The sequence below is a fragment of the Dietzia sp. IBK-p2-16D genome, assembly GCF_057773085.1.
The window spans coordinates 65,278-89,231 of the sequence record NZ_JBYMTL010000008.1 but is presented as its reverse complement, the minus strand read 5'-3'; the positions used below and the strand labels follow the sequence as shown (position 1 = coordinate 89,231).

At 72.3% G+C, this 23,954-nt stretch carries 21 protein-coding genes; 7 read left to right on the top strand and 14 right to left on the bottom strand.

Features of this window, described 5'->3' with window-relative positions; genetic code table 11:
• Positions 1-4: 4 nt before the first annotated feature.
• From AC3DE3_RS15965 to uraH, 5 genes are read left to right on the top strand one after another with little or no spacing between them, the layout of a single operon-like run.
• Positions 5-505: a thiamine pyrophosphate-binding protein gene (locus AC3DE3_RS15965; protein WP_488370624.1), complete on the top strand. Its 501-nt coding sequence runs from the start codon at positions 5-7 to the stop codon at positions 503-505.
• A 29-nt stretch (positions 506-534) separates the two neighbouring features.
• Positions 535-1,149, top strand: a complete 615-nt coding sequence (locus tag AC3DE3_RS15960) for a thiamine pyrophosphate-dependent enzyme (protein ID WP_488370623.1) — start codon at positions 535-537, stop codon at positions 1,147-1,149.
• Positions 1,149-2,732 (top strand): GMC family oxidoreductase, encoded by a 1,584-nt coding sequence (locus tag AC3DE3_RS15955; protein WP_488370622.1) that lies wholly within the window; start codon positions 1,149-1,151, stop codon positions 2,730-2,732. Before AC3DE3_RS15960 ends, AC3DE3_RS15955 begins: the two co-directional genes overlap by 1 nt.
• Positions 2,733-2,781: 49 nt before the next feature.
• Positions 2,782-3,327, top strand: a complete 546-nt coding sequence (locus AC3DE3_RS15950; protein ID WP_488370621.1) for a 2-oxo-4-hydroxy-4-carboxy-5-ureidoimidazoline decarboxylase — start codon at positions 2,782-2,784, stop codon at positions 3,325-3,327.
• The gene (gene uraH, locus AC3DE3_RS15945) at positions 3,327-3,650 is read left to right on the top strand and encodes a hydroxyisourate hydrolase (protein WP_488370620.1); all 324 of its coding nucleotides are present in this window, start codon (positions 3,327-3,329) and stop codon (positions 3,648-3,650) included. The genes AC3DE3_RS15950 and uraH overlap by 1 nt, the downstream gene beginning before the upstream one ends.
• Positions 3,651-4,058: 408 nt before the next feature.
• Here the strand turns inward: uraH and AC3DE3_RS15940 are convergent, their stop codons facing one another.
• The 14 genes from AC3DE3_RS15940 to AC3DE3_RS15875 form a co-directional block, all read right to left on the bottom strand.
• Positions 4,059-5,315, bottom strand: a complete 1,257-nt coding sequence (locus tag AC3DE3_RS15940) for an amidohydrolase family protein (RefSeq protein ID WP_488370672.1) — start codon at positions 5,313-5,315, stop codon at positions 4,059-4,061.
• A 104-nt stretch (positions 5,316-5,419) separates the two neighbouring features.
• Positions 5,420-8,140, bottom strand: coding sequence for a molybdopterin-dependent oxidoreductase (locus tag AC3DE3_RS15935; protein WP_488370619.1), 2,721 nt, complete (start codon positions 8,138-8,140; stop codon positions 5,420-5,422).
• Positions 8,140-8,967 (bottom strand): FAD binding domain-containing protein, encoded by an 828-nt coding sequence (locus AC3DE3_RS15930; protein WP_488370618.1) that lies wholly within the window; start codon positions 8,965-8,967, stop codon positions 8,140-8,142. The genes AC3DE3_RS15935 and AC3DE3_RS15930 overlap by 1 nt, the downstream gene beginning before the upstream one ends.
• A gap of 5 nt (positions 8,968-8,972) precedes the next feature.
• Positions 8,973-10,376 carry an 8-oxoguanine deaminase gene (locus AC3DE3_RS15925; protein WP_488370617.1) on the bottom strand — a complete coding sequence of 468 codons (1,404 nt, stop codon included), beginning with the start codon at positions 10,374-10,376 and terminating at the stop codon, positions 8,973-8,975.
• Entirely contained in the window at positions 10,376-11,812 is a 1,437-nt protein-coding gene (locus AC3DE3_RS15920) for an amidohydrolase family protein (RefSeq protein WP_488370616.1), read from the bottom strand. The genes AC3DE3_RS15925 and AC3DE3_RS15920 overlap by 1 nt, the downstream gene beginning before the upstream one ends.
• A gap of 24 nt (positions 11,813-11,836) precedes the next feature.
• Positions 11,837-12,442, bottom strand: a complete 606-nt coding sequence (locus AC3DE3_RS15915) for a pyridoxamine 5'-phosphate oxidase family protein (RefSeq protein ID WP_488370615.1) — start codon at positions 12,440-12,442, stop codon at positions 11,837-11,839.
• Positions 12,439-13,287, bottom strand: a complete 849-nt coding sequence (locus AC3DE3_RS15910; RefSeq protein ID WP_488370614.1) for a creatininase family protein — start codon at positions 13,285-13,287, stop codon at positions 12,439-12,441. Before AC3DE3_RS15910 ends, AC3DE3_RS15915 begins: the two co-directional genes overlap by 4 nt.
• Positions 13,275-14,624 (bottom strand): FAD-binding oxidoreductase, encoded by a 1,350-nt coding sequence (locus AC3DE3_RS15905; protein WP_488370613.1) that lies wholly within the window; start codon positions 14,622-14,624, stop codon positions 13,275-13,277. The genes AC3DE3_RS15910 and AC3DE3_RS15905 overlap by 13 nt, the downstream gene beginning before the upstream one ends.
• A 249-nt stretch (positions 14,625-14,873) precedes the next feature.
• Positions 14,874-16,064, bottom strand: coding sequence for an ABC transporter substrate-binding protein (locus tag AC3DE3_RS15900; RefSeq protein ID WP_488370612.1), 1,191 nt, complete (start codon positions 16,062-16,064; stop codon positions 14,874-14,876).
• A gap of 53 nt (positions 16,065-16,117) precedes the next feature.
• Entirely contained in the window at positions 16,118-16,597 is a 480-nt protein-coding gene (locus tag AC3DE3_RS15895) for a nucleoside deaminase (RefSeq protein ID WP_488370611.1), read from the bottom strand.
• Positions 16,594-17,769: a substrate-binding domain-containing protein gene (locus tag AC3DE3_RS15890; protein WP_488370610.1), complete on the bottom strand. Its 1,176-nt coding sequence runs from the start codon at positions 17,767-17,769 to the stop codon at positions 16,594-16,596. Before AC3DE3_RS15890 ends, AC3DE3_RS15895 begins: the two co-directional genes overlap by 4 nt.
• Before the next feature lie 128 nt (positions 17,770-17,897).
• Positions 17,898-18,863: an ABC transporter permease gene (locus AC3DE3_RS15885; RefSeq protein WP_488370609.1), complete on the bottom strand. Its 966-nt coding sequence runs from the start codon at positions 18,861-18,863 to the stop codon at positions 17,898-17,900.
• The gene (locus AC3DE3_RS15880; RefSeq protein ID WP_488370608.1) at positions 18,863-19,639 is read right to left on the bottom strand and encodes an ABC transporter ATP-binding protein; all 777 of its coding nucleotides are present in this window, start codon (positions 19,637-19,639) and stop codon (positions 18,863-18,865) included. Before AC3DE3_RS15880 ends, AC3DE3_RS15885 begins: the two co-directional genes overlap by 1 nt.
• Positions 19,636-20,994, bottom strand: a complete 1,359-nt coding sequence (locus AC3DE3_RS15875) for an amidohydrolase family protein (RefSeq protein ID WP_488370607.1) — start codon at positions 20,992-20,994, stop codon at positions 19,636-19,638. The genes AC3DE3_RS15880 and AC3DE3_RS15875 overlap by 4 nt, the downstream gene beginning before the upstream one ends.
• Before the next feature lie 310 nt (positions 20,995-21,304).
• Here AC3DE3_RS15875 and AC3DE3_RS15870 point away from each other — a divergent pair, with 310 nt between their 5' ends.
• On the top strand, positions 21,305-21,913 hold the full coding sequence (locus tag AC3DE3_RS15870; protein ID WP_488370606.1) for a helix-turn-helix domain-containing protein: 609 nt from the start codon (positions 21,305-21,307) through the stop codon (positions 21,911-21,913).
• A 406-nt stretch (positions 21,914-22,319) separates the two neighbouring features.
• Complete coding sequence (locus tag AC3DE3_RS15865) at positions 22,320-23,954, top strand: HNH endonuclease signature motif containing protein (RefSeq protein WP_488370605.1); 1,635 nt, start codon at positions 22,320-22,322, stop codon at positions 23,952-23,954.

The following is a 23,954-nucleotide window of genomic DNA, read 5'->3' as shown; positions in this document are numbered from 1 at the left end:
ACCAATGAGAGCCGACGCCGTCGAAGCAGTGTTGAGGGGCCTGAAGAAGGCCGGGGTGAGCATCGCCACCTACCTGCCCGATTCGCTGCTCAAGGAGCTGTACCCGGCCCTGGACGCCGATCCGGACATCCGCACCATCCCCGTCACCAACGAGGGCGAGGGGGCCGCCCTCGCCGGCGGGGTGTTCCTGTCCGGCAAGCGCGCGGTGCTGGTGATGGAGAACTCCGGCCTGCGCGCCGCGACCGAGCACCTGGCCCGCCTCGGCCTGGGCGCCGGGATCCCGGTGGTGATGATCATGAGCTACCGCGGCGAGATGGGCGAGAACAACTGGTGGGCCATTCCCCACGGCGTCACCATGGAGCCCCTGCTCAAGACCCTGCGCACGCCCTACACCGTGGTGCGGGACGTCGAGGAGATCGAGACGGCGATCGTGCGCGCCTACGACACCGCCTACGCCTCCTACCACCACACCGCGATCGTGCTCGCCGGCGACCTGGTCCGCTGAGCACCCGAGAAGCACGGAAAGGAACCCCCATGAGCTACTCCCGTTTCGAGGCCATGACGCTTCTCGCGGCACGCCTGAAGGACGAACTGGTCATCCTGTCCCTCGGCGGCGCGGTCGACGAGTGGTACAACGCCGCCCCGCACATGCGCGAGGCGAGCCTGTTCCAGCAGCAGCTCGGCTGCGTCACCCCGGAGGCGCTCGGCCTGGCCGTGGGTCTGCCGCACCGCCGTATCGTCTCCCTCGACACCGACGGCGGACTGCTGTTCAACCTCGGCGCCCTGGCCACGGTCGCCAACGAGCAGCCCGAGAACCTCTTCATCGTCGTCTGGGACAACGAGCAGTACCAGTCCATCGGCGGCCCGGCGACCCACACCGCGGCCGGCCGCGTGTCCCTGTCCGGCATCGCCCGCGGGGCCGGCATCACCCACGCCTACACCGCGCAGACGCTCGAGGAGTTCGACGCGCACTGCGCGGCGGGCCTGGCCGCCCGCGAGCCGTACCTGGTGGTGGCCAAGACCGACGGGATCCTCGAGCCCGGGATCCGCCGCAAGCACTCCGACGGCCGCGAGGACAAGTACATCTTCGTCCGCCACGTGGAGGCCACCGAGGGCATCTCCATCATGGGTCCGAGCGAGCACAACTGATGCCGGTCGTCCACGCTCCCGCGGCGCACTACGACACGGTCGTGGTCGGCGGCGGCGCGGCCGGATGTGTGCTGGCCGCCCGCCTGACCGAGGACCCCGGCCGGCGGGTCCTGCTCATCGAGGCCGGCCCGGACCACCGGGGCCTGCGCGAGGTCCTCGACGCCGCCCGCTGGGACTCGCTCATCGGCGGTCGACTCGACTACGGCTACCGGTCCCGGCCGACCGACCACGTCCTGGGCCGCTCCATCGCGATGCCCCGCGGCCGGGTGCTCGGCGGCTCGTCATCGACCAACGCCATGCTCTGGTACCGGGGCCACCGGGCCGACTACGACGCCTGGGCCGAGGCCGGCGCCACCGGCTGGGGCTACGACGACCTGCTGCCCTACTTCCGCCGGTCGGAGGCCCGCCCCGGAGGCGATCCCGCCTACCGCGGACTGGACGGACCGATGCGGGTCGCGCCACTGGCCCGGGTGCATCCCATCGGCCACGCGCTGCTCGACGCCGCGGCCGAGCGGGGCCTGCCGGTACTGGAGGACGCCAACGCGGGGTCCAACGAGGGCGCCGTCGTCGCCGACTACAACGCCGTGATCGGCCCCGATGGCGGGTTCGAGCGCTGGAGCACCGCCCGCGCCTACCTCGAGCCGGCGCTGGCCCGCCCCAACCTGGAGATTCTGGTCGACTCCCCGGTTCACGCGGTCCTCATGACCGGCACCCGGGTGACCGGCGTACGGCACCTCGTCGACTCACGCGACCCCGGGCGGCGCGACCCGGTCGACACCCTCGCCGACCAGGTGGTCCTGGCGGCAGGCGCCCTGGACACCCCGCGTCTGCTTCAGCTATCGGGGATCGGCGACCCGGACCGCCTCGCCGCCGCGGGTGTTCCCGTGACCCACGCCCTGCCCGGCGTGGGCGAGAACTTCCAGGACCACCCCCTGATCCTGGGCATGAACTTCCGGGCGCGGGCCGACCTCGGACCGGTGGTCGGCAACGGCGGCGGCGTGATGGTCAACTGGCGCTCCTCCCACGCCGAACACGGCCCGGACCTGCACGCGGTGGTGGCCCACGGCTCCCGCGGCGACGACGCCCTGCACGCCGCGCACGACCTGTCGGGCAACCGGGTCTTCGCCCTGGTCCCGGGCCTGTACCGTTCACGCAGCGTGGGGTGGGTGCGGATCCGCTCCGCCGACCCGGGCACCCCGGCGGACTTCCACCCCAACTACCTGGCCGATCCCACCGATCTGGCGGCGATGGTCGAGGCGGTCGACGCGGTGCAGGACCTCGTGGCGACGACTGCCTATGCCGACCTCGCCCAGGGGCCGATCACGCCCGCGGCCGGCCTGGACACCGCCGCCACGACCCGATTCGTCAGGGAGAACATCGGTTCGTTCTTCCACTGCTCCGGCACCGCCCGGATCGGCACCGACGAGCTGGCCGTGGTCGATCCCCAATTGCGGGTCCGGGGCCTCGACGGCCTGTGGGTCGCCGACGCCTCCGTCATGCCGTCCATCCCCACCTGCAACACCCAGGCCCCCACCGTCGCGATCGCCGAACGCGCAGCCGAACTGCTCACCACCCACCGGTGACACCGCCCACCCGTAGCACCCGGCAGGAACACCCCAGGAGGACCCCACGATGACCGAGACCCCGCCCTCCCCCGGCGACTCCGACGCCCGCTCACCGGCAGCGGGCCTGGACGCCCTGAACTCCGCCGACGCGGAACAGCTCGCGCCGGTCCTCACCGACCTGTCCGGCTCCGCGGCGTGGGCGCGCGCGATGATCGACGCCCGCGCGTTCCCCACCACCGAGGCCCTACACACCGCCGCGCGGGACATCCTCGCCGGTCAGGACGACGACGAGGTGGTCGCCGCCGTAGACGCGCACCCTCCGATCGGTGCTCGAGGGCGGGTGAGTGAGGCATCGGCCAGAGAACAGAGCGCCGCCGCCAGCGCTGACGCCGAGATCGCCCACCGCCTGGCCGAGGGTCAGAAACGCTACGCCGAACGCTTCGGGCATGGTTTCCTCGTCTGCGCGACAGGATTGACCGCGGAGCAGGTCCTGGCCGAGGTCGACCGCCGGATGGCGATGACCCCCGCGGAGGACCTCGCCGCCACCCGCGAGCACCTGACCCGCATCAACTCGCTACGTCTGGACCGCCTACTCGAGGAGGGCACGCTCTGATGTCGGTCAGCACCCACGTCCTGGACACCGCCACCGGTTCCCCCGCTGTCGGGTTGGCCTATTCCCTGGCCGACGATTCCGGCACCGTCCTCGCTTCCGGGGTCACCGACGACGACGGTCGCGGCCCCGACCTGAACCTCGTCGCGGTGCCGGCCGGGGTCTACCGCATGACGTTCGACACCGGCGCCTACCAACTGTCGCGCGGCACGACAGGCTTCTACCCGGAGGCGGTGGTGTGCTTCCAGGTCGCCGACCCATCCGCTCACCACCACATCCCGCTCATCCTGTCGCCGTTCGGGTACAGCACCTACCGCGGATCCTGACGCCGCTCACCTGGGGTGCCCTGCGCGCCCCGTCGAGGGCACCCCAGGTCAGCGGGCTCGTTGGTTCAGGGGCCGCCCGACCCACATGCCGACCGACTCAGCGGCCCGCCCGGGGAGGTAACCGGCCCAGCGGCCCGGACAGCGCTGCCCTGACCACGGTGCCCTGGACAGCACTGCCCTGAACAGCCCTGCCCTGCGCGCCCCTTGCAGGGCACGCCAGGCCGGGGGGTGACAACTGTTGCCCCCGGGCCGGCTAACTCAGGGCGCCGCCCTTCGACGGCCGACGGCAATCGCGCGTCCGTCGCCGTTGTTCATCTCTAGCCCACACGCCGCCTCAGCAGCCGACCCAGGGCCCTGACCTGGGGTGCCCTGCGGGACCCGGTCAGGGCACCCCACAGGCCGACCGACTCAGCGGCCCGCCGGGCGAAGCTCGGCGGCGATCGCGTGTTCGTCGGCGGTGACCAGCTCGTAGTCCCGGACCACCACGCGGCCCCCGACCACCACATGCCGGGGTCGGCGGCCGGGCGAGACCCACAGCAGGCCGCGGACCGGATCGGCGACACCGGCGTCGGCGACACCCGAGACGTCCCACACCACGAGGTCGGCTGCGCAACCCGGGTCGAGTCGGCCCAGTTCGGGACGCCCCAACCCGTCCGCGGATCCGGCGGTGGCCATGGTCAGGACCTCGAGAGCGTCGAGGGGCCGGCCGACCAGCGGGGCGACCTGCATCGCCAGCCGGGCGTCGGCCAGGAGGTGGCCGGCGTCGTTGCTCCCGCCGCCGGAGGTTCCGAGGCCCACGGGGACACCGGCGTCCAGCAAGGCCGCGACCGGCGCGACGCCCCAGCCCATCGGCAGGTCGCAGCCCGGGGCGTGGGTCGCGGTCACGCCACGGCGGGCGAGCAGCGCGGCCTCGTCGGCCGTGATGTCGCACAGATGCGCCAGGGTGACATCGGGCTCGAGCCAACCCCACTCGTCCAGCAACTCGAGGGGCCGGCGACCGTACTCGCGGGCGGCGCGCTCGACGTCCACCTGTTCGTTGGCCTGGGTCCGCCGACGCAGCCCGTGCCGGGCCGCGACCTCACGCAGCGTCGCGAACGTCTCCGGCCCGTCGGCGTGCACGCCGGATGGTCCGACGGCGAGCTGCCGGAACCCGTCCGCGCTCGTTCCGGAGGTGGCGTCCGGCAGATGCGCGGCCAGGATCGCGGTGACCGACTCGGCGGCGGCGTCCGGATCGTCCCCGGCAGTGCCGCGCACGAACGCCAGGCGGGCACCGAGCGAGTCCGCTGCGGCGAAGGCGGCGCCGGCCAGGTCGACGGGGTCCTGACCAGCGGGCCAGGTGAGGTGGTGATCGGCGACCGTGGTGACGCCGCACAACAGCGACTCGGCCAACGCCACCCGAGCAGCCGAGAACACCAGCTCGGGGTCCACGGCCGCGCTCACGTACGCCGCGCGCATCACGCCCAGCCACTCCGCCATCGCCACGCCCCGCGTGCCCGGAAGTGTCCGGAACGCGCTCTGCAACAGATGATGGTGCGCGTTGACCAGGCCCGGAGTGATGACCCCGCCGCGGGCGTCCAGGATCTCGGCGGCGGAGCTCGTCGTCGTCGCCGTACTCTCGTGGCCCACCCGGCCGTCCACACAGGTCAGCGAGGTCAGCGAGGCCACCGGCGTCGTCGGCCCCGCCGACCGGGTACCGGCCGTCTCCCACCCCGGCGTCCACACCGCCGAGGCTCCGGTCACGTGCAGCACGCGCGCCGGCGGTGCCTGGGTCACGACGCGCCTCCCACCGCGGCGGGGGCCGACAGGTCCGCACCCGGGTCGGCCGCGGCGGGTGCGACCCCGACTGCGGCGGTGCCCGGGCCCGGCTCGTCGGCGGCGATCTCGACCGGAGCGAAGGAACGCAGCCACACCTGGTCGGGAGTGAGCGGGATGGCGTCCTGGCGGACCCCCGTGGCGCGGCGCACCGCGATCCCCACCGCGGCGGCGACCGGGCAGTACGGCGCCTCGGACATCGACTTGGCGCCGAGCACGCCCTCGGCCTCGACGGTGTCCGCGAAGAACACCTCCGTGCGCGGCACGTCGCCCATACGCGGCGGGTGATAGTGGCGGAAGGTCGCATTGGACACGGCGCCGTCGGAGTCGAGGAGCATCCGCTCGTACAGTGCCGCGCCGAACGCCTGGGCCACGCCGCCCTCGATCTGGCCGCGGAGCTGCTGCGGGTTGAGCACCCGCCCGGCATCCACGGCGTTCACGCTCTGCAGCACGCGCACCACACCGGTGTCCGGGCACACGGCCACCCGGACGCCCTGGACGGTGAACGCGGCCTGGCGCCCGAGCCCGTCGGCCGACCCCTCCGCGGACACCGGCAGGTGCGCGCCGGAGCGGAGCAGTGAGGCGACCCGCGTGGCGGCGCGGTGCAGCGCCCGGCCGCCGACGACCGTGCCGGCCGAGCCGAACGCGCCCGTGTCGTGGGCGAGGAGGTCGGTGTCGGAGGCGTGCAACACCACCGAGTCCGACGGCACGTCCAGCACCTCGGCGACGATCTGCGTGTGCACGGTGGCGGTGCCGTTGCCGAACTCCGCGGTGCCGACATAGGCGTGGACCGTGCCCTCGGCGTCGACCTCGACCCGCGCGGACCCGTGGTGGCCGCCGGGCGGATTGGTGGCGATCATGCACAGCGCGACCCCGCGGCCCTCGAGCCACCCGGGCGGGGCGGCGTCCCCGCGGCCGGAGGCCAACGCCTCCTCGACGTGGTCCACGCACTGGTCGAGTCCGTAGGAGGACAGGGAGAGCTCGTCGTCCGGTCCCGCAGCGCTGATGAGCGGGTCGCCCGGCCGGATGACGTTGCGCCTGCGCAGCTCGAGCGGGTCCAGACCGGCCTGGTCCGCGAGCTCGTCCAGGGCGCTCTCCAGCGCGAAGCCCACCTCGCCGAGGCCGTAGCCGCGGAACGCCCCCGAGGGGACGGTGGTGGTGTAGACCGACTCGGCGTCGACCCGCTTGGCAGGACTGCGGTACAGCTCCATCGACTCGGTCACGGCGTGGAACATCACGCCCGTCGTGTGGCCGCCGTGCGCGCCGGCGTCGACGAGCACGTCGAACGCGAGAGCGGTGAGGCGGCCGTCGTCGTCGCAGGCCGCCGTGATCGACACCCGGAACGGGTGGCGCACGGTGGCCGAGGTGAACTGCTCCTCCCGGCTGAACTCCCACACCACGTCCCGACCCGTGCGCAGCGCCGCCAGCACCGCCAGGTCCTCGACGATCAACTCCTGCTTGCCGCCGAACCCACCGCCCACCCGGGCGGCGTGGACCCGCACGTCCTGGCGGTCCAACCCGAAGATGTGCGCGAGCTCGTCCCGGACGAGGAACGGCACCTGGGTGGAGGACCGCACGTCCAGGGTGCCACCGCGGACGGGGCCACCATCGATCAGTCGGGCGATCACCGAGTGGGTCTCCAGGTGCGCGTGCTGCAGTCGCGCGGTGCTCCACGTGCCGCTCACGACGTGGGCCGCCGAGGCGATCCCGGCGGCGAGGTCGCCGTGTTCGGCGTGGAACTGCGCCACGACGTTGCGGGCCGGGTCGGCGATGCGCGACTCGGGGCCTGCATCGCCGTGCAGGAGCGGGGCACCGGGGGCGCGGGCGGCCTCGGGGTCGTAGACCGGCTCGAGCACGTCGTACTGCACGTCGATCTCCAGGCACGCGCGCCGGGCGACCGCGGCCGTCTCGGCGACGACCGCCGCCACGCGCTGGCCGCGGTAGCGGATCACCCGGTCCAGCACTCGGGTGTCGTCCGGATCATCAGTCCGGTTCTGGTGGCGGGCGGCGGAGAACGGGACGCCGGGATCGTCGTGGTGGGTCAGCACCGCCACGACCCCCTCCATCGCCAGGGCCCGGCTCGCGTCGATCCGGACGATCCGTGCGTGGGCGTGCGGCGAGTACAACACCGCCAGGTGAGCGCACCCGGTGACGTCGGTGTCCAGGGTGTAGGGCTCCCGTCCGCGGACCACCCGCTCGCTGGCGGGCGCGGCCACCGGGTCACCGATCCGGCCCGACCGATGGGCGCAGGTCACGCCGTCGAGCGCGTCGGAGATCGCCCGGTACCCGGTGCAGCGGCACAGGTTGCCCTTCATCGCCGCGGTCCGGGCGGCGGGCCCACCGTCGCGGGCACACGGCGCCCGGTCCAGCCCCGTGGCAGTGGTGACCATGCCCGGCGTGCAGTACCCGCACTGGAACGCGGCCGCGGCGGCGAACGCCTCGGGGACCTCGTCCGGTACGCCGGAGGCGGTGCGCACCTCGGCGCCCTCCGCGCGGTGGGCGGGCAGGACGCATGAGTGCGTGGGCACCCCGTCGACCAGCACGGTGCACGCACCGCAGTCGCCGGTGTCGCAACCTTTCTTCACCGCGTGCACACCGGATTCGCGCAGCAGCGTGCGCAGACACTGCCCCGGCCTGGGGTCGAGCTCGGTGTCCCTACCGTCGATGACGACTCTCATCACCGCTCCTCTCCTCTGGGCCCGTCGACCAGCTCCTCCACCACGGCGGCGGCGCCCAGGCCGGCCACGTGCCGGCGCCACCGGGGATCTCCCTGTGGGTCGGAGTACCAACGCGGCAGCGCCCGCACGGCGTCGGCGGCCTCGGCCGGGGTGACCGGGCGGTCCCACACCAGGACCTCCGGCGCGGGCACCGCGGCGGTCACCACGAGCGTGCACCGCCCGTCCGGGTCAAGCCGCCCGGTGACCAACGCACCCGATCGACCGCTGGGCACCAGCGAATACCTGCGCACCGCGTACCTCGACCGCAGCCGGGCGGCGGGGAACCGCAGCGCGCGCAACACCTCCCCGGTCGTCAGGGCGGTGGTTCCCGGCCCGGTGACGAACTCCGCCACCGGCACCGTGCGGGTGTCACCGTCGGGCGTCCAGATCTCCGCGACCGCGCCGAGCGTGCACGCCGCGGCGGTGCCGGCGCCGGCGGGCAGCGCCGCGCACAGATTGCCGCCCCACGTGCCGCGGGACCAGATCTTCCACGACGCGAGCAGGCACGAGAACGTGTCGTGGAGGAACGGCCGGATCGACGCGGTGAGCGGGTGGTCGAGGACCGTCCGAAGCGAGGCCGTGGCGCCGGCCCTCAGGTCCCCGTCGGGCAGGCGCTCCAGGTCCGGCCACCCCAGGTCGACCAGGTCCACCAACCCGGCGAGGTGTTCGTGCCGTTCGCCGTGCAGCGCGGTGCCCCCGGCCAGCGGCGTCGCCCCGGCCAACAGGGCGGCGTGCACGTCGACCCGGTCCCGCGGCCGGTGCAGCTCGGTGACCGTCACCAGATCCACCGCCCTCACCCCGCCTTCGCGAGCAGTCGCCGGCGGGCGGCCACCACGTCGCGGGACACCGCCTCGGCGTCCACGGTCACGACCCGGCCCGCGTCCACGACCCGTCGGCCCTGGACCCACACCCCCGCCATCGGCGGCCGCGACCCCAGGACGAGGGCGGCGACGGGATCGTCGATCCCCGCCAGCGCGGGCGTATCCAGTCGCCAGAGTGCGACGTCGGCCAGGTACCCGGGTGCCAGTCGGCCGATCTCGCCGTCGCGGCCCAGCGCCGTGGCCCCGCCGACGGTGGCCATCCGCAGCGCGGTACGCACGTCCATCGCCCGGGGTCCGCCGACACCGCGGGCCAACAACAAGGCAGTGTGCATCTCCTCCCGCAGCACGCCCGACTCGTTGCTCGCCGAGCCGTCGACGCCCAGCCCCACCGGGATCCCGGCGGCGAGCATGTCCGGCACCCGCGCGATCCCGGCGCCCAGGCGGCCGTTGGAGACGGGACAGTGCGCGGCCGCCATCCCGCCGGCGGCCATCGCGGCGATCGCCGGGTCGTCGAGGTGCACGGTGTGCGCGAACCACACGTCCGGGCCCACCCAGCCCACCGACTCCATGTACTCCATCGGCGTGCTGCCGAAGCGCTCGCGGCAGAACACCTCTTCGTCGTCGGTCTCGGCCAGGTGGGTGTGCAGGCGCACGCCCCGCTCGCGGGCGAGTTCGGCGCTGGTGCGCATCAGGTCGCCCGTCACCGAGAACGGCGAACACGGTGCCACCGCGATGCGGCACATCGAGTCGGGCGCGGGGTCGTGGAACCGGTCGATGACGTCGGCCGTGCCGGCCAGGATCGCGTCGGTGCTCTCCACCACTGAGTCAGGCGGCAGCCCGCCGTCGCGCCGACCGAGGTCCATGGACCCGCGGGTCGGGTGGAACCGCAGCCCCACCGCGGCGGCCGCGGAGATCTCGGCGGCGAACACGTCCCCGGCGTCGGCGGGAACCACGTAGTGGTGGTCGGTGGTCGTGGTGCAGCCGCCCAACGCCAGGTGGGACAGTCCACCGAGCGCGGCGGTGCGTACGTCGTCGGCGTCGATCCCCGCCCACACCGGGTACAGCGTGGTGAGCCACTCGAACAGGGTCGAGTCGACGGCCAGGCCCCGGGTGAGCCACTGGTACAGGTGGTGATGGGTGTTGACCAGGCCGGGCGTGGCCACGCAGCCCGTGCCGTCGACCCGCTCGGCGTCGGCCGGGACCGACGCGGGGTCGCACCGCCCCCGGCCGACCGCCACGATCCGCCCGCCGTCGAGCAGCACGTGCCCGTCGGTGTATTCGGCCCCGGCGACTCCCGGGCCGTCCATGGTGACGACAGCGCAGTTCTCGATGAGGACCGGCCGGCCGGTGGCCGGGGTCGCGAGGGGCGGGGTCATCAGAAGGCTCCGATCGGGCTGGTGGGGCTGTGGAAGGTGGAGCGGTGGAAGGTGGGGCTGTGGAAGGCCGGCGCGAAGCCGCGCGCGCGGGCCGAGCGGATCATGCGCTCGGTGAGCTGCGCGTCGGCCTCGTCGGCGAGCGGATGCAGGCTGCGCGCGCCCTCCGCCACCAGTCGTCCGCCCACGTAGACGTGGGTGAGGTTGCGCAGCGAGCAGGCCAGAACGTAGGTGGCGACGGGATCCCAGATCGGCCCGGTCGCGGGCCTGGTGGGGTCGACGACGACGAGGTCCGCGTACTTCCCCACCTCCACGCTGCCGACCCTGCCGGACAGGCCGAGTGCTTCCGCGGCCCCCAGGGTGTGCATCCGCAGGACTTCGCGGGCGGCCAGCACCGCGGCATCCGAGTGGACGGCGCGCTGGGTGTACAGGCCGATCCGCATGTTCTGGAACGGGTCGGACAGGTCGGTGCAGGACTGGTCGTCCAGGCCCATCCCCACGCGGATGCCCGCGTCCCGGTACCGGGTGATGTCGGCGATGCCCGAGCCCAGCCGGCCGTTGGAGGTGGCCTGCCAGATCACGGCCGAGTCGGTCTCGGCGACCCGGCGGACCATGTGGTCGGTGGGGTGGACGAAGTGCCCGAACGCGAACTCGGGGCCCAGGACCCCGGCGCGGTCGTACCAGTCGAACTTGGCCCGCTGCACCTCGAGGTGCTCGGCGGTCTCCACGAAGTGCGCCTGGTTGCCCACGCCGTGGGTGGCCATGGCGTGGCGTTCGCGCTCGGCGGTGACCGGCGACGACGACCACTGCACCGACCCGAACACCGACCCGCCCAGATCCAGTTCCCGGGGGACCGTGCGCAGCCGGTGCTCGGTGACGTGGGCGAACGCGTCGAAGCACTCGGCCTCGGGCAGTTGCTCGTCGTCGAGCCGGGTGGACGTGACGCACCGGAGGCCGGCGTCGGCCTGGGCGTCGATCTGCCGGGTGAGGAAGTCGACGTCGTGGACGCGCTCGGCGACCAGGGTCGAGGTGGAGTGGTCGAACACCGCCACCACCCGGCTCTGGGTGAAGTTGTAGGCGCTGGTCACGCCGTTGCGCAGGAAGTCCAGGCAGCCGGCGAGGGTGAACCAGTACAGGTCCTCCGCCTCCGCCCCGACCATCATCTCGCCCATCGTCGAGACCCAGCCGTAGAGCGTGTCGTCGGGGGCGGTGCCGCGCATGCCGGCGGTGAACAGGTGGCTGTGCGCGGAGACGAACCCGGGCGCGAGGATGGCGCCGCCCAGGTCGTGGACTGTGCCCGGCAGGCCGGGTGGCGGGTCGCCGGGTCCGAGTCCGGCGATGACGCCGGCGGCGTCCACGTGGACCCAGCCGTGGAACCAGGCCGGGGCCGCCGGGTCCGCGGACACGGGCAGGACCAGCGCGTCGGTGAAGGTGATCATGGAGCTCTCTCGTTCTCTCGTGTGTCAACCCGGAAGTTCCACGGCCCGCCAACGCCCGCCGTCCGGCTGGAAGCGGCGCCGGTGGGAGGGCTCGTCGCGGCCGGCGGCCCAGAAGGTCACGGACTCGGGGCGCAGCCGCATCCCCAGCCACGTCTCGGGTGGCTGCGCCGGCGACGGACCGAACCGGTCGATCGCGGCAGACCACACCCGGCGTCTGCCCGGCGGCGCGAGCTCGGCCGTCGCGAGGTCGTTGGTCCAGGCGAGTAGCTTGAGGTACTCGCTGCGGGCGTGATAGCTCGCCAGGTGTTCCTCCGGCTCCGTGGGCGACGCGACCCCGGTGACGGTGAGTTGCCGCGTCCGGTCCGCAGACACCACGACCAGCGTCGCCCGCGGGTCGGCGGACAGGTCCCGGGCCTTCTGGGACCGCGAATCGGTGTGGAACGTCGGCCCTTCGGTCGTGACGCCCGAGACCAACAGGTGTCGGCAGTGCGGTGTGCCGTCGGGGCCGACGGTGGCCAGGACTCCCAGCGGCGGGTCCGCCGGGTCGATCGCCAGCCACGCCACCATCGCCTCCAACGGGTCGTCGGCGGGGCCGGGCATGGTGACCACGGGCAGCTCGGCGGCGGTCATCGCGCACCCCCTGCCGGGGTGGGCGCGGTGGCCGGGGCGGCCGGGGCGGTCACGGTGGCGGCGACGGTGACCCCGCGCGCCGGGTCGAAGTCGGCGATCTCGCCCAATGCCCCGGCGACGGTGTCCACGTGCCGGGCGACCAACCGGGCGCCGGTGGCGGCGTCGGCGCCGGTGGGGTCGCCGATCACCCCGGTGTCGGAGAGGTCATCGGCCAACCAGCCGAATTTCACCGGGCCGGTGAACCCGATGTGCGTGCACTCCGCGACGCCGGCCGGGACCCTCGCCTCGGCCGCGGCCATGTCGACGAGCTCGGGGTGAAGGTGCAGCATCATCGAGGTCTCCGCCCACCCGGCGTGGATTCCCATCCCCAGTTCGGTGGGACCGGGCTCCGCCCGGCCGGCGTAGAGGAACGTCCGAAGACCGAACCGGCGGCGCAGCTCGCGCAGCGCCACCTCGAGCAGCGCCGAGTTACCGCCGTGGCAGTTCACGAACAACACGCGGGTGAACCCGCCGGCCCGCAGCGCCGACCCCAGGTCGACCACCTCGCGCATCAGGGTCTCGCCGGAGATCCACAGGGCCCCGGGGAGGTTGGCGTGTTCGTCGCTCTTGGTATAGCCCAGCGCGGGCATCAGCCAGGCGTCCACACCGGTGGCCGCCGCGGCGGCCACCGCGCGGGCGGCCACGTGCTCGGCGACCAGGAGGTCGGTGGCCAGCGGCAGGTGCGGGCCGTGCGGTTCGATCGCGCCGGCCGGGATCACGGCGACGGGGTCACCGGATCCGACCCGGCCCGCCTCGACGGTCGTGAGTTCGGCGTACCGCCGCTGCGGCCCGATCACGCCTCCCACCGCCCGGGGTTGAGCAGGCCATACGGGTCGGTGCGGGCCGCGAGCGCTCGGACTGCCTCGGTGTCGTGGTCCACGCGGTACTGGTGCGGCGAGTGCACGCGCACCCCCAGCTCCTCCAGCACCGGCACACCCGCGTACGCGGCCTCCGGCGTGGAGTAGTGCCCGTTGAGCATGCCGAACATCCGCCCGTGACCCGCTTCCAGGTGCAGGGTGCCGCCCGGATAGACGGCCTCGACCTCGTCGAGGCGCTCCACCAGCGCGTCGCCCTGGACCTCCATGTGGAACCACGTGTCGGGCTCGGCCTTCTGCAGCCAGTGCGTGGGGTGGTTGTAAGACAGTGTCGAGACCTTGATCGACTCGTTGACGCCCTCTCGGACCGCCTCGACCAGTCCCCCGGTGTCGGCGATGATCGCCCGGACCTCGTCGACCGCGGCGGCGTCGACGATCGCCCGCAGGCTCGCCCTGCCCGCGGGGATGGCCTCGTCGGCGGGCAGGCACGAGGCCACGTGGACGTCGTCGGCAGAGCACAGGCGCGGCGCGGGCTCGACCAGGTGGACCCGCCGGACCGCGGCGAAGGCGTCGTGGTGGTCGTCGTAGCTGGCGTACACGCAGCGCCAGTCCTGGAGCGGTTCGATCCGGACCGTGGCGCGCACGATGTTCCCGGCGACCCCGTAGGTGTGGACGAACGGTTGGGCCTCGGCGCCCTCGAGGTGCACGATCTCGGCGTCCTCATGGGCGAACACCACATCGAGCGCCTCGACGAACCCCTCGTGGTTGCGGCCGTGCACGATCGTCCCGGTCCCGGCCGAGCCCCCGGCGAGGAACCCGCCGAGCGTCGACTGCACGGTCGACGGGTACATCCACAACTGGCTGTCGTGCGACGCCAGCTGTTTTTCCAGGGTGATCATGCGCGCCCCCGCCTCGGCGGTGACGACTCCGCGCTCCGGGTCGACGTGGTCGATGCCGCGCAGGGCCGTCAGGTCCAGCACCAGCCCGCCGTGCAGCGGGACCACCTGGCCGTAGTTCCCCGTTCCCTTACCGCGGGAGGTGATGGGGACCCGTCGGCGGACGGCGGCGCGCACGATGCCGGGCACCTGCTCCACGGAGGTCGGTCGGCACACCACCTGGGGCCGGCCGATCGGCCACTGCGCGCGCAGGATCGGGCTGAGATACGACCCGTCCACCGACGCCTTGTCCAGGGAGCGGTCGTCGGTGTGGACGGCGTCCGGGCCGAGCAACTCGAGGAGGTCGTCGACGAGGCCGGCGATGTCGTGGCCGGCGGCTCCTGAACGGGTCGCGTCGGGCCGGGGCGGTGCGGGGGTCGTGGTCCGGGTCATGGGGTCCTCCAGAACGAGGGGCGTGAATATTGAAGTGATCAATAAAGGCAAGAATCCCCTCGCCGTGTTTCGGGGGAATTACTCGGGACGACGGCCGTGTTACGAATCGGAGAAGTCAGCATCCGAGCAGGTCAGGGCATCAACGGCGCTATACGGGTCCTTCGGCACACCGCACGCGCGACACCGCCCGGCCCTCCGGAAGAGAGGGCCGGGCGGTGCGGCCGGGCGGACCCGTCGCGGGGCCGCGGGTCAGTACCCCAGCGAGATGGAGGGGTCGATGAACTCGTTGGTCATGACCACCTCCGGCGTCATGGGCTCGGCGATCTCGATCCCCTCCGCGGCGAAGATCGGCCGGTTGAGCTCGATGAGCCGCTCCCACCGTGCGGGATCGAAGTCGCCGGCGGTGCCGTTGTCACCGTCGCTCACCAGACCCTCCTCACGCATCATCTCGAGCCCGTAGTCGGCCTGCCCCTGCGAGTAGACCCACCCGGTGTTGTACTGCTCCACCAGGTCCAGCATCAGATCGGTGGTCGGCTGCGGGTCGGAGACGTAGTCGACCAGCCCACGCTGCAGGACCGGGACCAGCTTCTCCAGGCACGGTGCCTGCTCCTCGAGCTCCCCCGTCCGCACGCTCACCGCGGACTTGTAGTTCGGATATCCCGCGTCGTGGACGAGCTGGTAGTCGACCGGCTTTCCCCATTCCGGCAGATCGTTCTCGTAGACGTACAGCTCACTGGAGGCGAACCCCTGCTGCGCGGTGCGTCCCTGGTCGGCCACGAAGCTCGAGGTGGACCCGTCGTAGCTGCCGTCGATCTGGGCCTCGTCGAGGATCCCGGCACCGGTCAGGTAGCGCCAGTAGGTATCGGCCTCGAAGGTGAGGATGCGGGCGCCGGTGGCCTTGAGGTCGGCAATCTCCTCGACCTCGGGGTAGGTCTCCGGGTCCCACATGATCATCATGGGGTTTATCTCGAGCGGAGAGAACACCGCCGTCACCGGGTTGGTGGTGGACACCTGGATCGCCTGGTCACCGTCCACGAAGCCCAGCATGATGTCCGGGTCGGTGTACATCTGCGCGGACACCGGCTGGAATCCGATCGCGGGTCCGCCCACGCGGATCTCGATGTCCACGCCCGTGTACTCGTCGGACACGAACAGCGGGCCGACGACCTTCTTGGCACCCGCGTCGATCTGCGGGTCGGGGCCGAGGAGGTCGTAGATGTGGCCGTGCTCGGCCTCGGGGTTCCAGTCGGTCTGGACCACGATCGTCTCCGGGCAGACGTCGCTCAGGTCGATGTCCCCGATCGCGCCCTCGTAACCGGAGCCGGTGGACTCCGCGGAACCGCCACAGGCGGTGAGTGTGGCCAGGGCCAGGGTGCCGACGACGGCCCCGGTGGTCAGTCGACGGGACGTGCGGCGTCCTCGTGTCGGGCGGGGGTTCATGTCTGTGGGCCTTTCTCGGATGGTGTGTGGGGGAAGGGGCGGGCCGGGCCGGGTCAGGTGTCCCGCCAGAACCCGTGGTGGACCTCGCGGGAGCCGGGGACGTCGACGGGTCCGATCACCTCGATGGGCCTGCGACCGCGGGCGAAGACCTCCCGGCACGGCATCGCCATGGTGAGGTTCTCCGGGTCGTCGCCGGTCAAGGCGGCCAGATCGGTCTCGGACAGGGCGTAGACCACCCGGCCGAGACCGGCCCAGTACGTCGCCCCGGCGCACATGACGCAGGGTTCCGCACTGGTGACCAGGGTCATCCCGGCCAGTTCGCGGGGCTCGTAGCGGAGCCCCACCGCCCGGACGACATTGGTCTCGGCGTGTCCGATCAGGTCGTGCCCGGTCCCGACGGTGTTGGTGGCGGAGGCGACCACCTCGCCGTGGGCATCGACCACGATCGCGCCGAAGGGGTGGTTGCCCTCCGCCCGCGAGCGACGAGCGACGTCCACCGCGGTCAACAGGTGCGGTGACCAGTCCACTGTCACGGCATCCCGATCGCCGGGTCGATGAACTGGTTCGTCACCACGGTCTCCGGCGAGACGTCCGGGGCGAGCTCCACGCCGAGGGTGCCGTAGGCGCCCTTGAGGATCTCGACCATGTCGGCCACCCGGGCGTCCTCGAAGTTGCCGATCGTGTCATCCGGGCCGTTACCGACGAGCCCCAGTTCCAGCATCGTCTCGTGGGAGTGCGCGGCCAGTTCCGGGCTGTAGACCCATCCCGTGGCGTACTGCTCGACGATGTCGACGATCAGCTCGTTGGTGGACGACGGATCCTCGAAGTAGTCGACGGTCGCCTGCTGCAGGACCGGCACGAGCTTCTCCAGGCACGGCGAGTGCTGCTCGAGCTCAGCCGACCGGACCGAGATCATCGACTTGTAGATCGGGTATCCGATGTCGTGCAGCAGCTGGTACGCGACCGGCTTGCCCCACTCGGGGACCTCGTTCTCATAGATGAACGGCTCGGCGCTTGCGAAGCCCTGCTGGGCGACCTCGCCGCGGCCGGCGACGAAGTTGGACGGGGAGCCGTCGTAGCTGCCGTCGATCTGCTCCGGGTCGAGGATCCCCTCGCCCGTGAGGTAGTTCATGTACACGTTGCCCTCGAAGTACAGGACCCGGGCCTGCTCGTCCTTGAGGTCCGCGATCTCCTTCACGTCCGGGTAGGTCTCGGGGTCCCACATGATCATCTGCGGGTTGATGTCCAGCGGCGCGAAGACCCCGATCGTCGGGTTGTTCAGCGAGGTCTGGACGGTCTGGTCCGAGTCGACGTAGCCGAGCATGATGTCCGGGTCCTGGTACATCTGGGCCGTGACCTGCTGGAACCCGATGGCGGGACCGCCGGCCCGGATCTCCACGTCCACACCGGTGTACTCGCCCGAGGCGAACAGCGGTCCGGAGATGGACTTGGCCCCCGCGTCGACCGTGGGGTCCGGGCCGAGGAGCTCGTAGAGGTGGCCGTGCTCGGATTCGGGGTTCCAGTCGGTCTGGATGACGATCTCCTCCGGGCAGACGGCGGAGAGGTCCACCGCGCCGATGTCCCCGCTGTACCCGGAGGCGGCCTCTGCGGACTCGGAATCGCCGCAGGCGGTGAGGGTGACGGCGCCGAGCGCGCAGAGCGCGGCCACGGAGACGGCGGAGCGGGCGGTGCGTGTACGTCTCATGGGTTCTCCTGGAGTGGGTGCGGGCGGGACGGGCGGCGTATTGATGTGATCAATATCAGCGGCTGAGATGAGTGAACCTTCTCCGTGTTTCCACGGTGTTGCGGCAGGTGACGAGTGTCGTTACGGGATCAGCGGGACTCGTCCGGGTTGTACCACCGGCCCACGACCTTGCGGGACAGCAGTCCGAAGACCAGGAACACGGCCACGCCGAGCAGGGATGCCAGGATGATCGAGGCGAACAGCTCCGGCGACTGCAGCCGCGCGCGGAACGTGTCGATGAGGATGCCGATGCCCGGGTCGCCCTGCTTGAAGAAGAAGTCGCCGACGATCGCACCGACGACCGACAGGCCGGCGGCCACGCGCAGGCCCTCGAACAGGGCGGGCAGCGCCGCCGGGGCCTCGAGCTTGCGCAGGACCGTCAGTCGCCCGGCCTGGTGGAGCTTGAACAGTCGACGCAGGCCAGGATCCACGGACTTCAGACCGAACAGGGTGTTGGACACGATCGGGAAGAGCGCGATCAGCACGCACACGAACACCCGGGCGGTGAACCCGAAGCCGAACCAGAAGCCGATCAGCGGCACCAGCGCCAGGATCGGGATGCACTGCAGCACCACCGCGTAGGGGAACAGCGCCCGCTCAGCCCACTTCTCCTGGCTCATGATGATCGCCCACACGACACCGATCATGAACGCGATCGCCAACCCGGTCAGCGCGACGGTCGCTGTGCGTCCGAGTGCCTCGAGCATCCCCGAGATGTTGGGTCCGAGCAGGCCGTCGGCGATCACCACATGCGGCGCCGGCAACAGGAACCGCCGCGACGGTTCGAGCACCCCGTAGCTGACGAAGTACCACAGGCCCATCACCGCGGCGAGGACCGCCAACGGACCGCCGTAGCGGACCACGGGACCGTCCGCGGACAGTCGGAACCGACTGCGGGTCGGCGCGCTCGGCGGAGCGGCAGCGCCGGACCCGGCGGGATCGCCGGCGGGGGCCGACCCGGCCGGTTCGGCCACGGGGCCCGGGCCCACGTCCGCGGTGGTTACCTCGTCGTCGTCGTCGCTCTTCACGGTCGAGCGGGCGGTCGTTCCGTTCATCAGTGTGCCTCCTCGAGTGCCTGGGAAACCTCGCCGACGAGGTTCATGTAGTCCGCCGTGTAGCGGATGTCGGGGTCGCGCTCCGGGCCGAACGGCACGTCCACCGAGTGGACGATGCGCCCCGGCCGACCGGACATCACCACCACGCGGGTGGACAGGTACACCGCCTCCGCGACCGAGTGGGTGATGAACAGTCCGGCGAACCGCTTGGCCGCGAACAGCCCCAGCAACTCGTCGCCGAGTCGTTGCCGGGTGATCTCGTCGAGCGCGCCGAACGGCTCGTCGAACAGGAACAACTCCGGGTCCAGGGTCAGCGAGCGGGCCAGCGAGACGCGCATCTTCATACCCCCGGAGAGCTCCTGGGGCAGGGACTTCTCGAACCCGGCCAGGCCCACCAGCTCGATCGCGGCGGCCGCACGGTCACGACGTTCGGTGCGGCCGACCCCGTCGAGCTCGGCGAGCATCTCCACGTTCTGCGCGACCGTCCGCCACGGCAGCAGGGTGGCGTCCTGGAAGACGTAGCCGATGCGGTCGGTGCCGGTCTGCATGTAACCGTCGGTGTGGGTGGCGAGCCCGGACGCGAGGCTGAGCAGCGTGGACTTACCGCAGCCGGACGGCCCCACCACGCTGACGAACTCGCCCGCGCGGATCCGCAGGTCCACGCCGTCGAGCGCGCGCGTGCCGTTGGGGTAGGTCACGCCGACGCCCGAGAATCCCAGGATCTCTGCGCCGGGTCGGGCGGTCTCCGCCGCCCGGGTGTCGGTGGGTGTGGTCATCGGGACTCCTCGAGGGTGGGGGTGGGTTGGTGGGCATCGCACGGAGCGGCGCGGGCCAGCGGGTCGTCGGGCGGCGTGTCGGAGGGCGGCGTGTCGGAGGGCGGCGTGCCCCCGGGGTCGACGACGACGAGGACCTCCCTCGCCGCCACCACGCAGCCCGCCCGCAGCACGATCCGGTCGGGTGGCGCGTCGGCGATCACGTCGTCGAGCCCGCCCGCTCGGACCAGCAGCAGATCGGCCCGGAGGCCGGGCGAGGGGCCGGCGGGCGGCAGACCCATGACCTCGCGGGCACCGCCCGTGACGAGCTGCCACGCGGTGTCCATGTCGAGGTGGGCGGCCACGATCAGCAGCATCGCCGTCTCGGTGGCGTCGGAGCGGCCGACCGGGTTGAACGGGTCGCGCACGTTGTCGGCGCCGGCGGCGACGGTCACGTCGGTCTCGAGCAGGGCGCGCACCGGGGGCAGGCCGCGCGGGACGGAGGTGCAGCCGGCACGGCCCTGCAGGTACAGGTTGGTGATGGGCAGGGTCACGACGCCCACGTTCGCCCTGCTCAGCGCGCCGGCCGCACGGGACTGGCCCGCCCCGTCGAGCGACCCGATGCGGCAGCAGTGCCCGGCCGTCCGGATCTGCCCCGCCGGCCAGGACGCGACGCGGTCGGTGAACACCTCGAGCATGGCGTGGTCGCCGTCGAGGAACTCGTCCACGTGCAGGTCGATGCCGGTGTCCAGTTCCTCGGCGAGGTCCACCAGCCGGTGCGTCTCGGCGACCGGGTCGGTCGAGATGTGCGGGGCACCGCCGATGAGGTCGGCGCCGGCCGCGATCGCGGCGCGGGCCCGGTCCGCCGGGTCGACCTCGTTGACCATCACCGCGATCTGCAGGTCCATCACCCCGGCGAGTTCATCGCGGACCCGCACCAGGGCGCGGACGCCGCGCAGCGGGTCGTGGTCGTCGTGCAGGTCGACGTGGCTGCGGACCGCGGTCGTCCCGTTGGCCACCAGCTTGCGGGCCGCGGCGAGGGCGCGGGCGTGGATCTCGTCCTCGTCCACCGTCGCCGCGTAGGCCCTCCACGTACCGATCGCCGCGCCCAGGTCACAGCCCGGCGGCCGCGTCGCTCCCCAGCTCAGCGCCTTGTCGAGGTGGGCGTGCGGCTCGGCGGGCGCGGTGAGCACCAGGTACCCGCGGGCATCGATCACCGAGGCGCCACCCGCGGGACCGCCACGCAACGGGGTGGTCCCCGCATCGGTCACGGCCACGACCACCCCGTCGACGATGTCCACGTCGACCACCCGGCCGCCCTGCAGGCGCGCCCCCTCGATCCGGTCCACGTGCCGCGGCGCGACTCGTCGTGGTTCCATCGTTCCCCTCCTCTGCCGACTCGTGCGTTCCCCGCCGACCCTCCGACCCGGCTCCTCTCGGCAGCCCGGGCTCTCTGATCGGGTGCGGCACTTGTGCATCCGACCCCGGAGCGGGATAGTGACCCCGGGTATTGATCGGATCAATAAAGACGAGTGTGGTGGCCCCGTGTTTCGGAGGCATTACCCCGCTGTTCCGGCGCGGTTCCGGTGCAAGCCGATCCCGCAGCGACCCGCCTACCTACAGGGATATAGCCCCACCAGACCCCGACCCGCCCAGACCCCGACCCGCCCAGACCGCACGGGAGGCCCCATGACCACCGCACGAGGCGACTCGCTGGACCGTCTCGGCGCGCGCATCCGGCACCACCGCCGCCAACTCGGACTGACGCTCGTCGAGGTGGCCGACCAGGCCGGGATCTCGCAGCCCTTCCTCAGTCAGATCGAGCGCGGTAAGGCGGCGCCCAGCATGTCCACGCTCGAGGGTCTCGCCCACGCCCTCGGCACCACCCAGGCCCACCTCCTCGACGCGGTCACCGCCGGCGGGGACCCCACCGCCACCGGCCCCGCCGGCCAGGATTCGGGCCCCGGCGACCCGATCCACGTCCAACGCTCCACCGAGGGCGCCACCCTGACCCGGGCGGAGGGCACGGTCGGCGGTCACACCCGACTCCTGCCCGGAGGCCCGGGGGGCACGCAGTTCCTCGAGTTCGTGGAGACCAACCACGTCCCGGGCCGGTTCTTCGAACACCCCGGCCAGGAATGGCTCTACGTCACCCGGGGCACCGTCCTGCTCGAGGTCGGCGATTCGCTCACCCGACTCGAGTCGGGCGACGTCGCGAGGTACAACGGCACCCTCCCCCACCGGTGGTACGTCCCCGACGGCGGCGAGGCGTGCCTCATCGTCGCCCGACCGGGTTGACCGCCACCGGGCCGCCCGACCTGCGCTTGACCACCACGACCACCCGCCTCAGCTGGGACATCCCCGCCCCGGCGCCCTCCCTCGCGCGCCGACCTGGGGCGCCCTGCGGGGGCCGAGCAGGGCACCCCAGGTCAGAGCACCCAAGACCGTGCGCCGCCCACGGCGCCACACCCTTCACCGAACCAGAACCCGGACCCACCACTCCCCCGAGACCGCCCGCACCACGCATGCCCTCTACCTGCGGTGCCCTACGGAGGGTGCGCAGGGCACCGCAGGTCAGCGGGCGCCGCGGTGATTAGCGACGACGACGAGGCCGGGGATCTCCCCGCAATGGGATCACACTCACTCGCGTGTTCGATCCGGTCTCCCTGCCCGCGGTGTCAGACCTAGAACATATGGTCGAACCATGACGAGCACCTCCAAGTCCGACGCCCATGATTCCTCCTCCCATGCTGCGATCGTCCCCTATGCCCCCGGCCCGTTCGTGCCGCCTAAGGGGTTCACCACAGCGACGGGTCCCGCCGTCGACGTGATCGTTCCGGAGGCCTACTCGCGGTGGGATCCGCATCAACAGCGCGGATATCTCGCACAACGCCTGATCAACGCGGCGGAGGGGCGCACTGTCGCCTTCGCCTATGACTGCGTCCGGGTCGCAGGACAGCGCGACCGCCACCGGGACCCGTGGGAAACCGCCGCCTCGATGGTCAGCGCCTCGATGGCGTTGTCCCGGCACGGCGCCTCGCGTCTGGTCACCACCGCGGTCGAGTTGACCGAGCGCCTCCCCCGTACCGCGGCCCTGCTCACGACCGGGTGGATCGGCATCCTCGCCGCCCACACGATCGCGGAGGAGACCGCGATGGTCGCGGACGAGCTCATGCCCGAGCTCGACAGGCGGATCAGTGAAGCGCTGGCCCCCACCAGACGCCGCACCCACCCACCGAGACTCGGCCCGCTACGGAAAATGCTCACCAAGACCGTCTCGGCGTGCGACCCGGTCGGGGCCGACGCCAGGGCGAGGGAGGCGCGGCGGGACCAGGATGTCGAGATGGTGCCGCTGGCCGACGACAGGGCGCTGATCACCGCGCACCTCACCGCCGAGACGGCTGTCGAGATCGCAGATCGCATCGACGCCCTGGCGCGCACCGCCTCCGAGGACGATCCGCGTTCTCTCGGTGAGCTGCGAGCAGCGGGCCTCCTGGCGCTGAGTCGTGGGTGGGCCTGCCTGCCCGACGTAGACGGCGGACACCCCGGTGATCCGGACGGGCAGGCTGCCGCCCGGCGGGTGACCATCTACGCCTACGACGACGGCAGTCCGGGCAATCGTGGCCTCACGCTGGCCGGGTACGGGCCGATCACCGGCCACACCGCCGAGCAACTGGAGCGCAACGCTCGTCGCCGGATCGACTCACTGGCCGACCTCGCGGACCCCGAATCGGACGCGGCCCGGCGGTACGCGCCCTCCGAGGCGTTGTCGCGCTTCTGCAAGGGCCGGGACGGCACCTGCGTCTTCCCCGGTTGCCAGACGCCCGCGGAGAAGACCGATCTGGACCACATCATCCCGTTCGACCACGACAACCCGGAGTGCGGCGGGCACACCACGTCCGATGATCTCGGCTCCCTCTGCCGCTTCCACCACCGACTCAAGACCGACGGCATCTGGGCCTATTACCGGGACACCGACGGGACCTACGTCTGGCTCCACGGCCCCAACCACCCGGAAGCCGACCCCGGAACGCGCATCACGACGGTCCCCGGCGGACCGCTGGCCGCACTCGCCGCACCGCGCCATCCGGAATCCAGCCGGCGTCAGCAGGAGGCGGCCGAGGCCGGCAGGACCGGCGGCGGTTCACCGATCTCGCGCAGGCGCCCCCACCTGCGTCACCGCCGCGCCGCGGAGCGCAGCAGGCTGCGAGCCCAGGCCCACCACCGTCGACAGGAGGACCGGGCCGGGCGCCCACCGCGTTCCGCCCACCTGCAGGACGACCGGCCGCAGCAGGACCAGCCGCAGTCCTCGGCACTCGACGATGAACCGCCGTTCTGA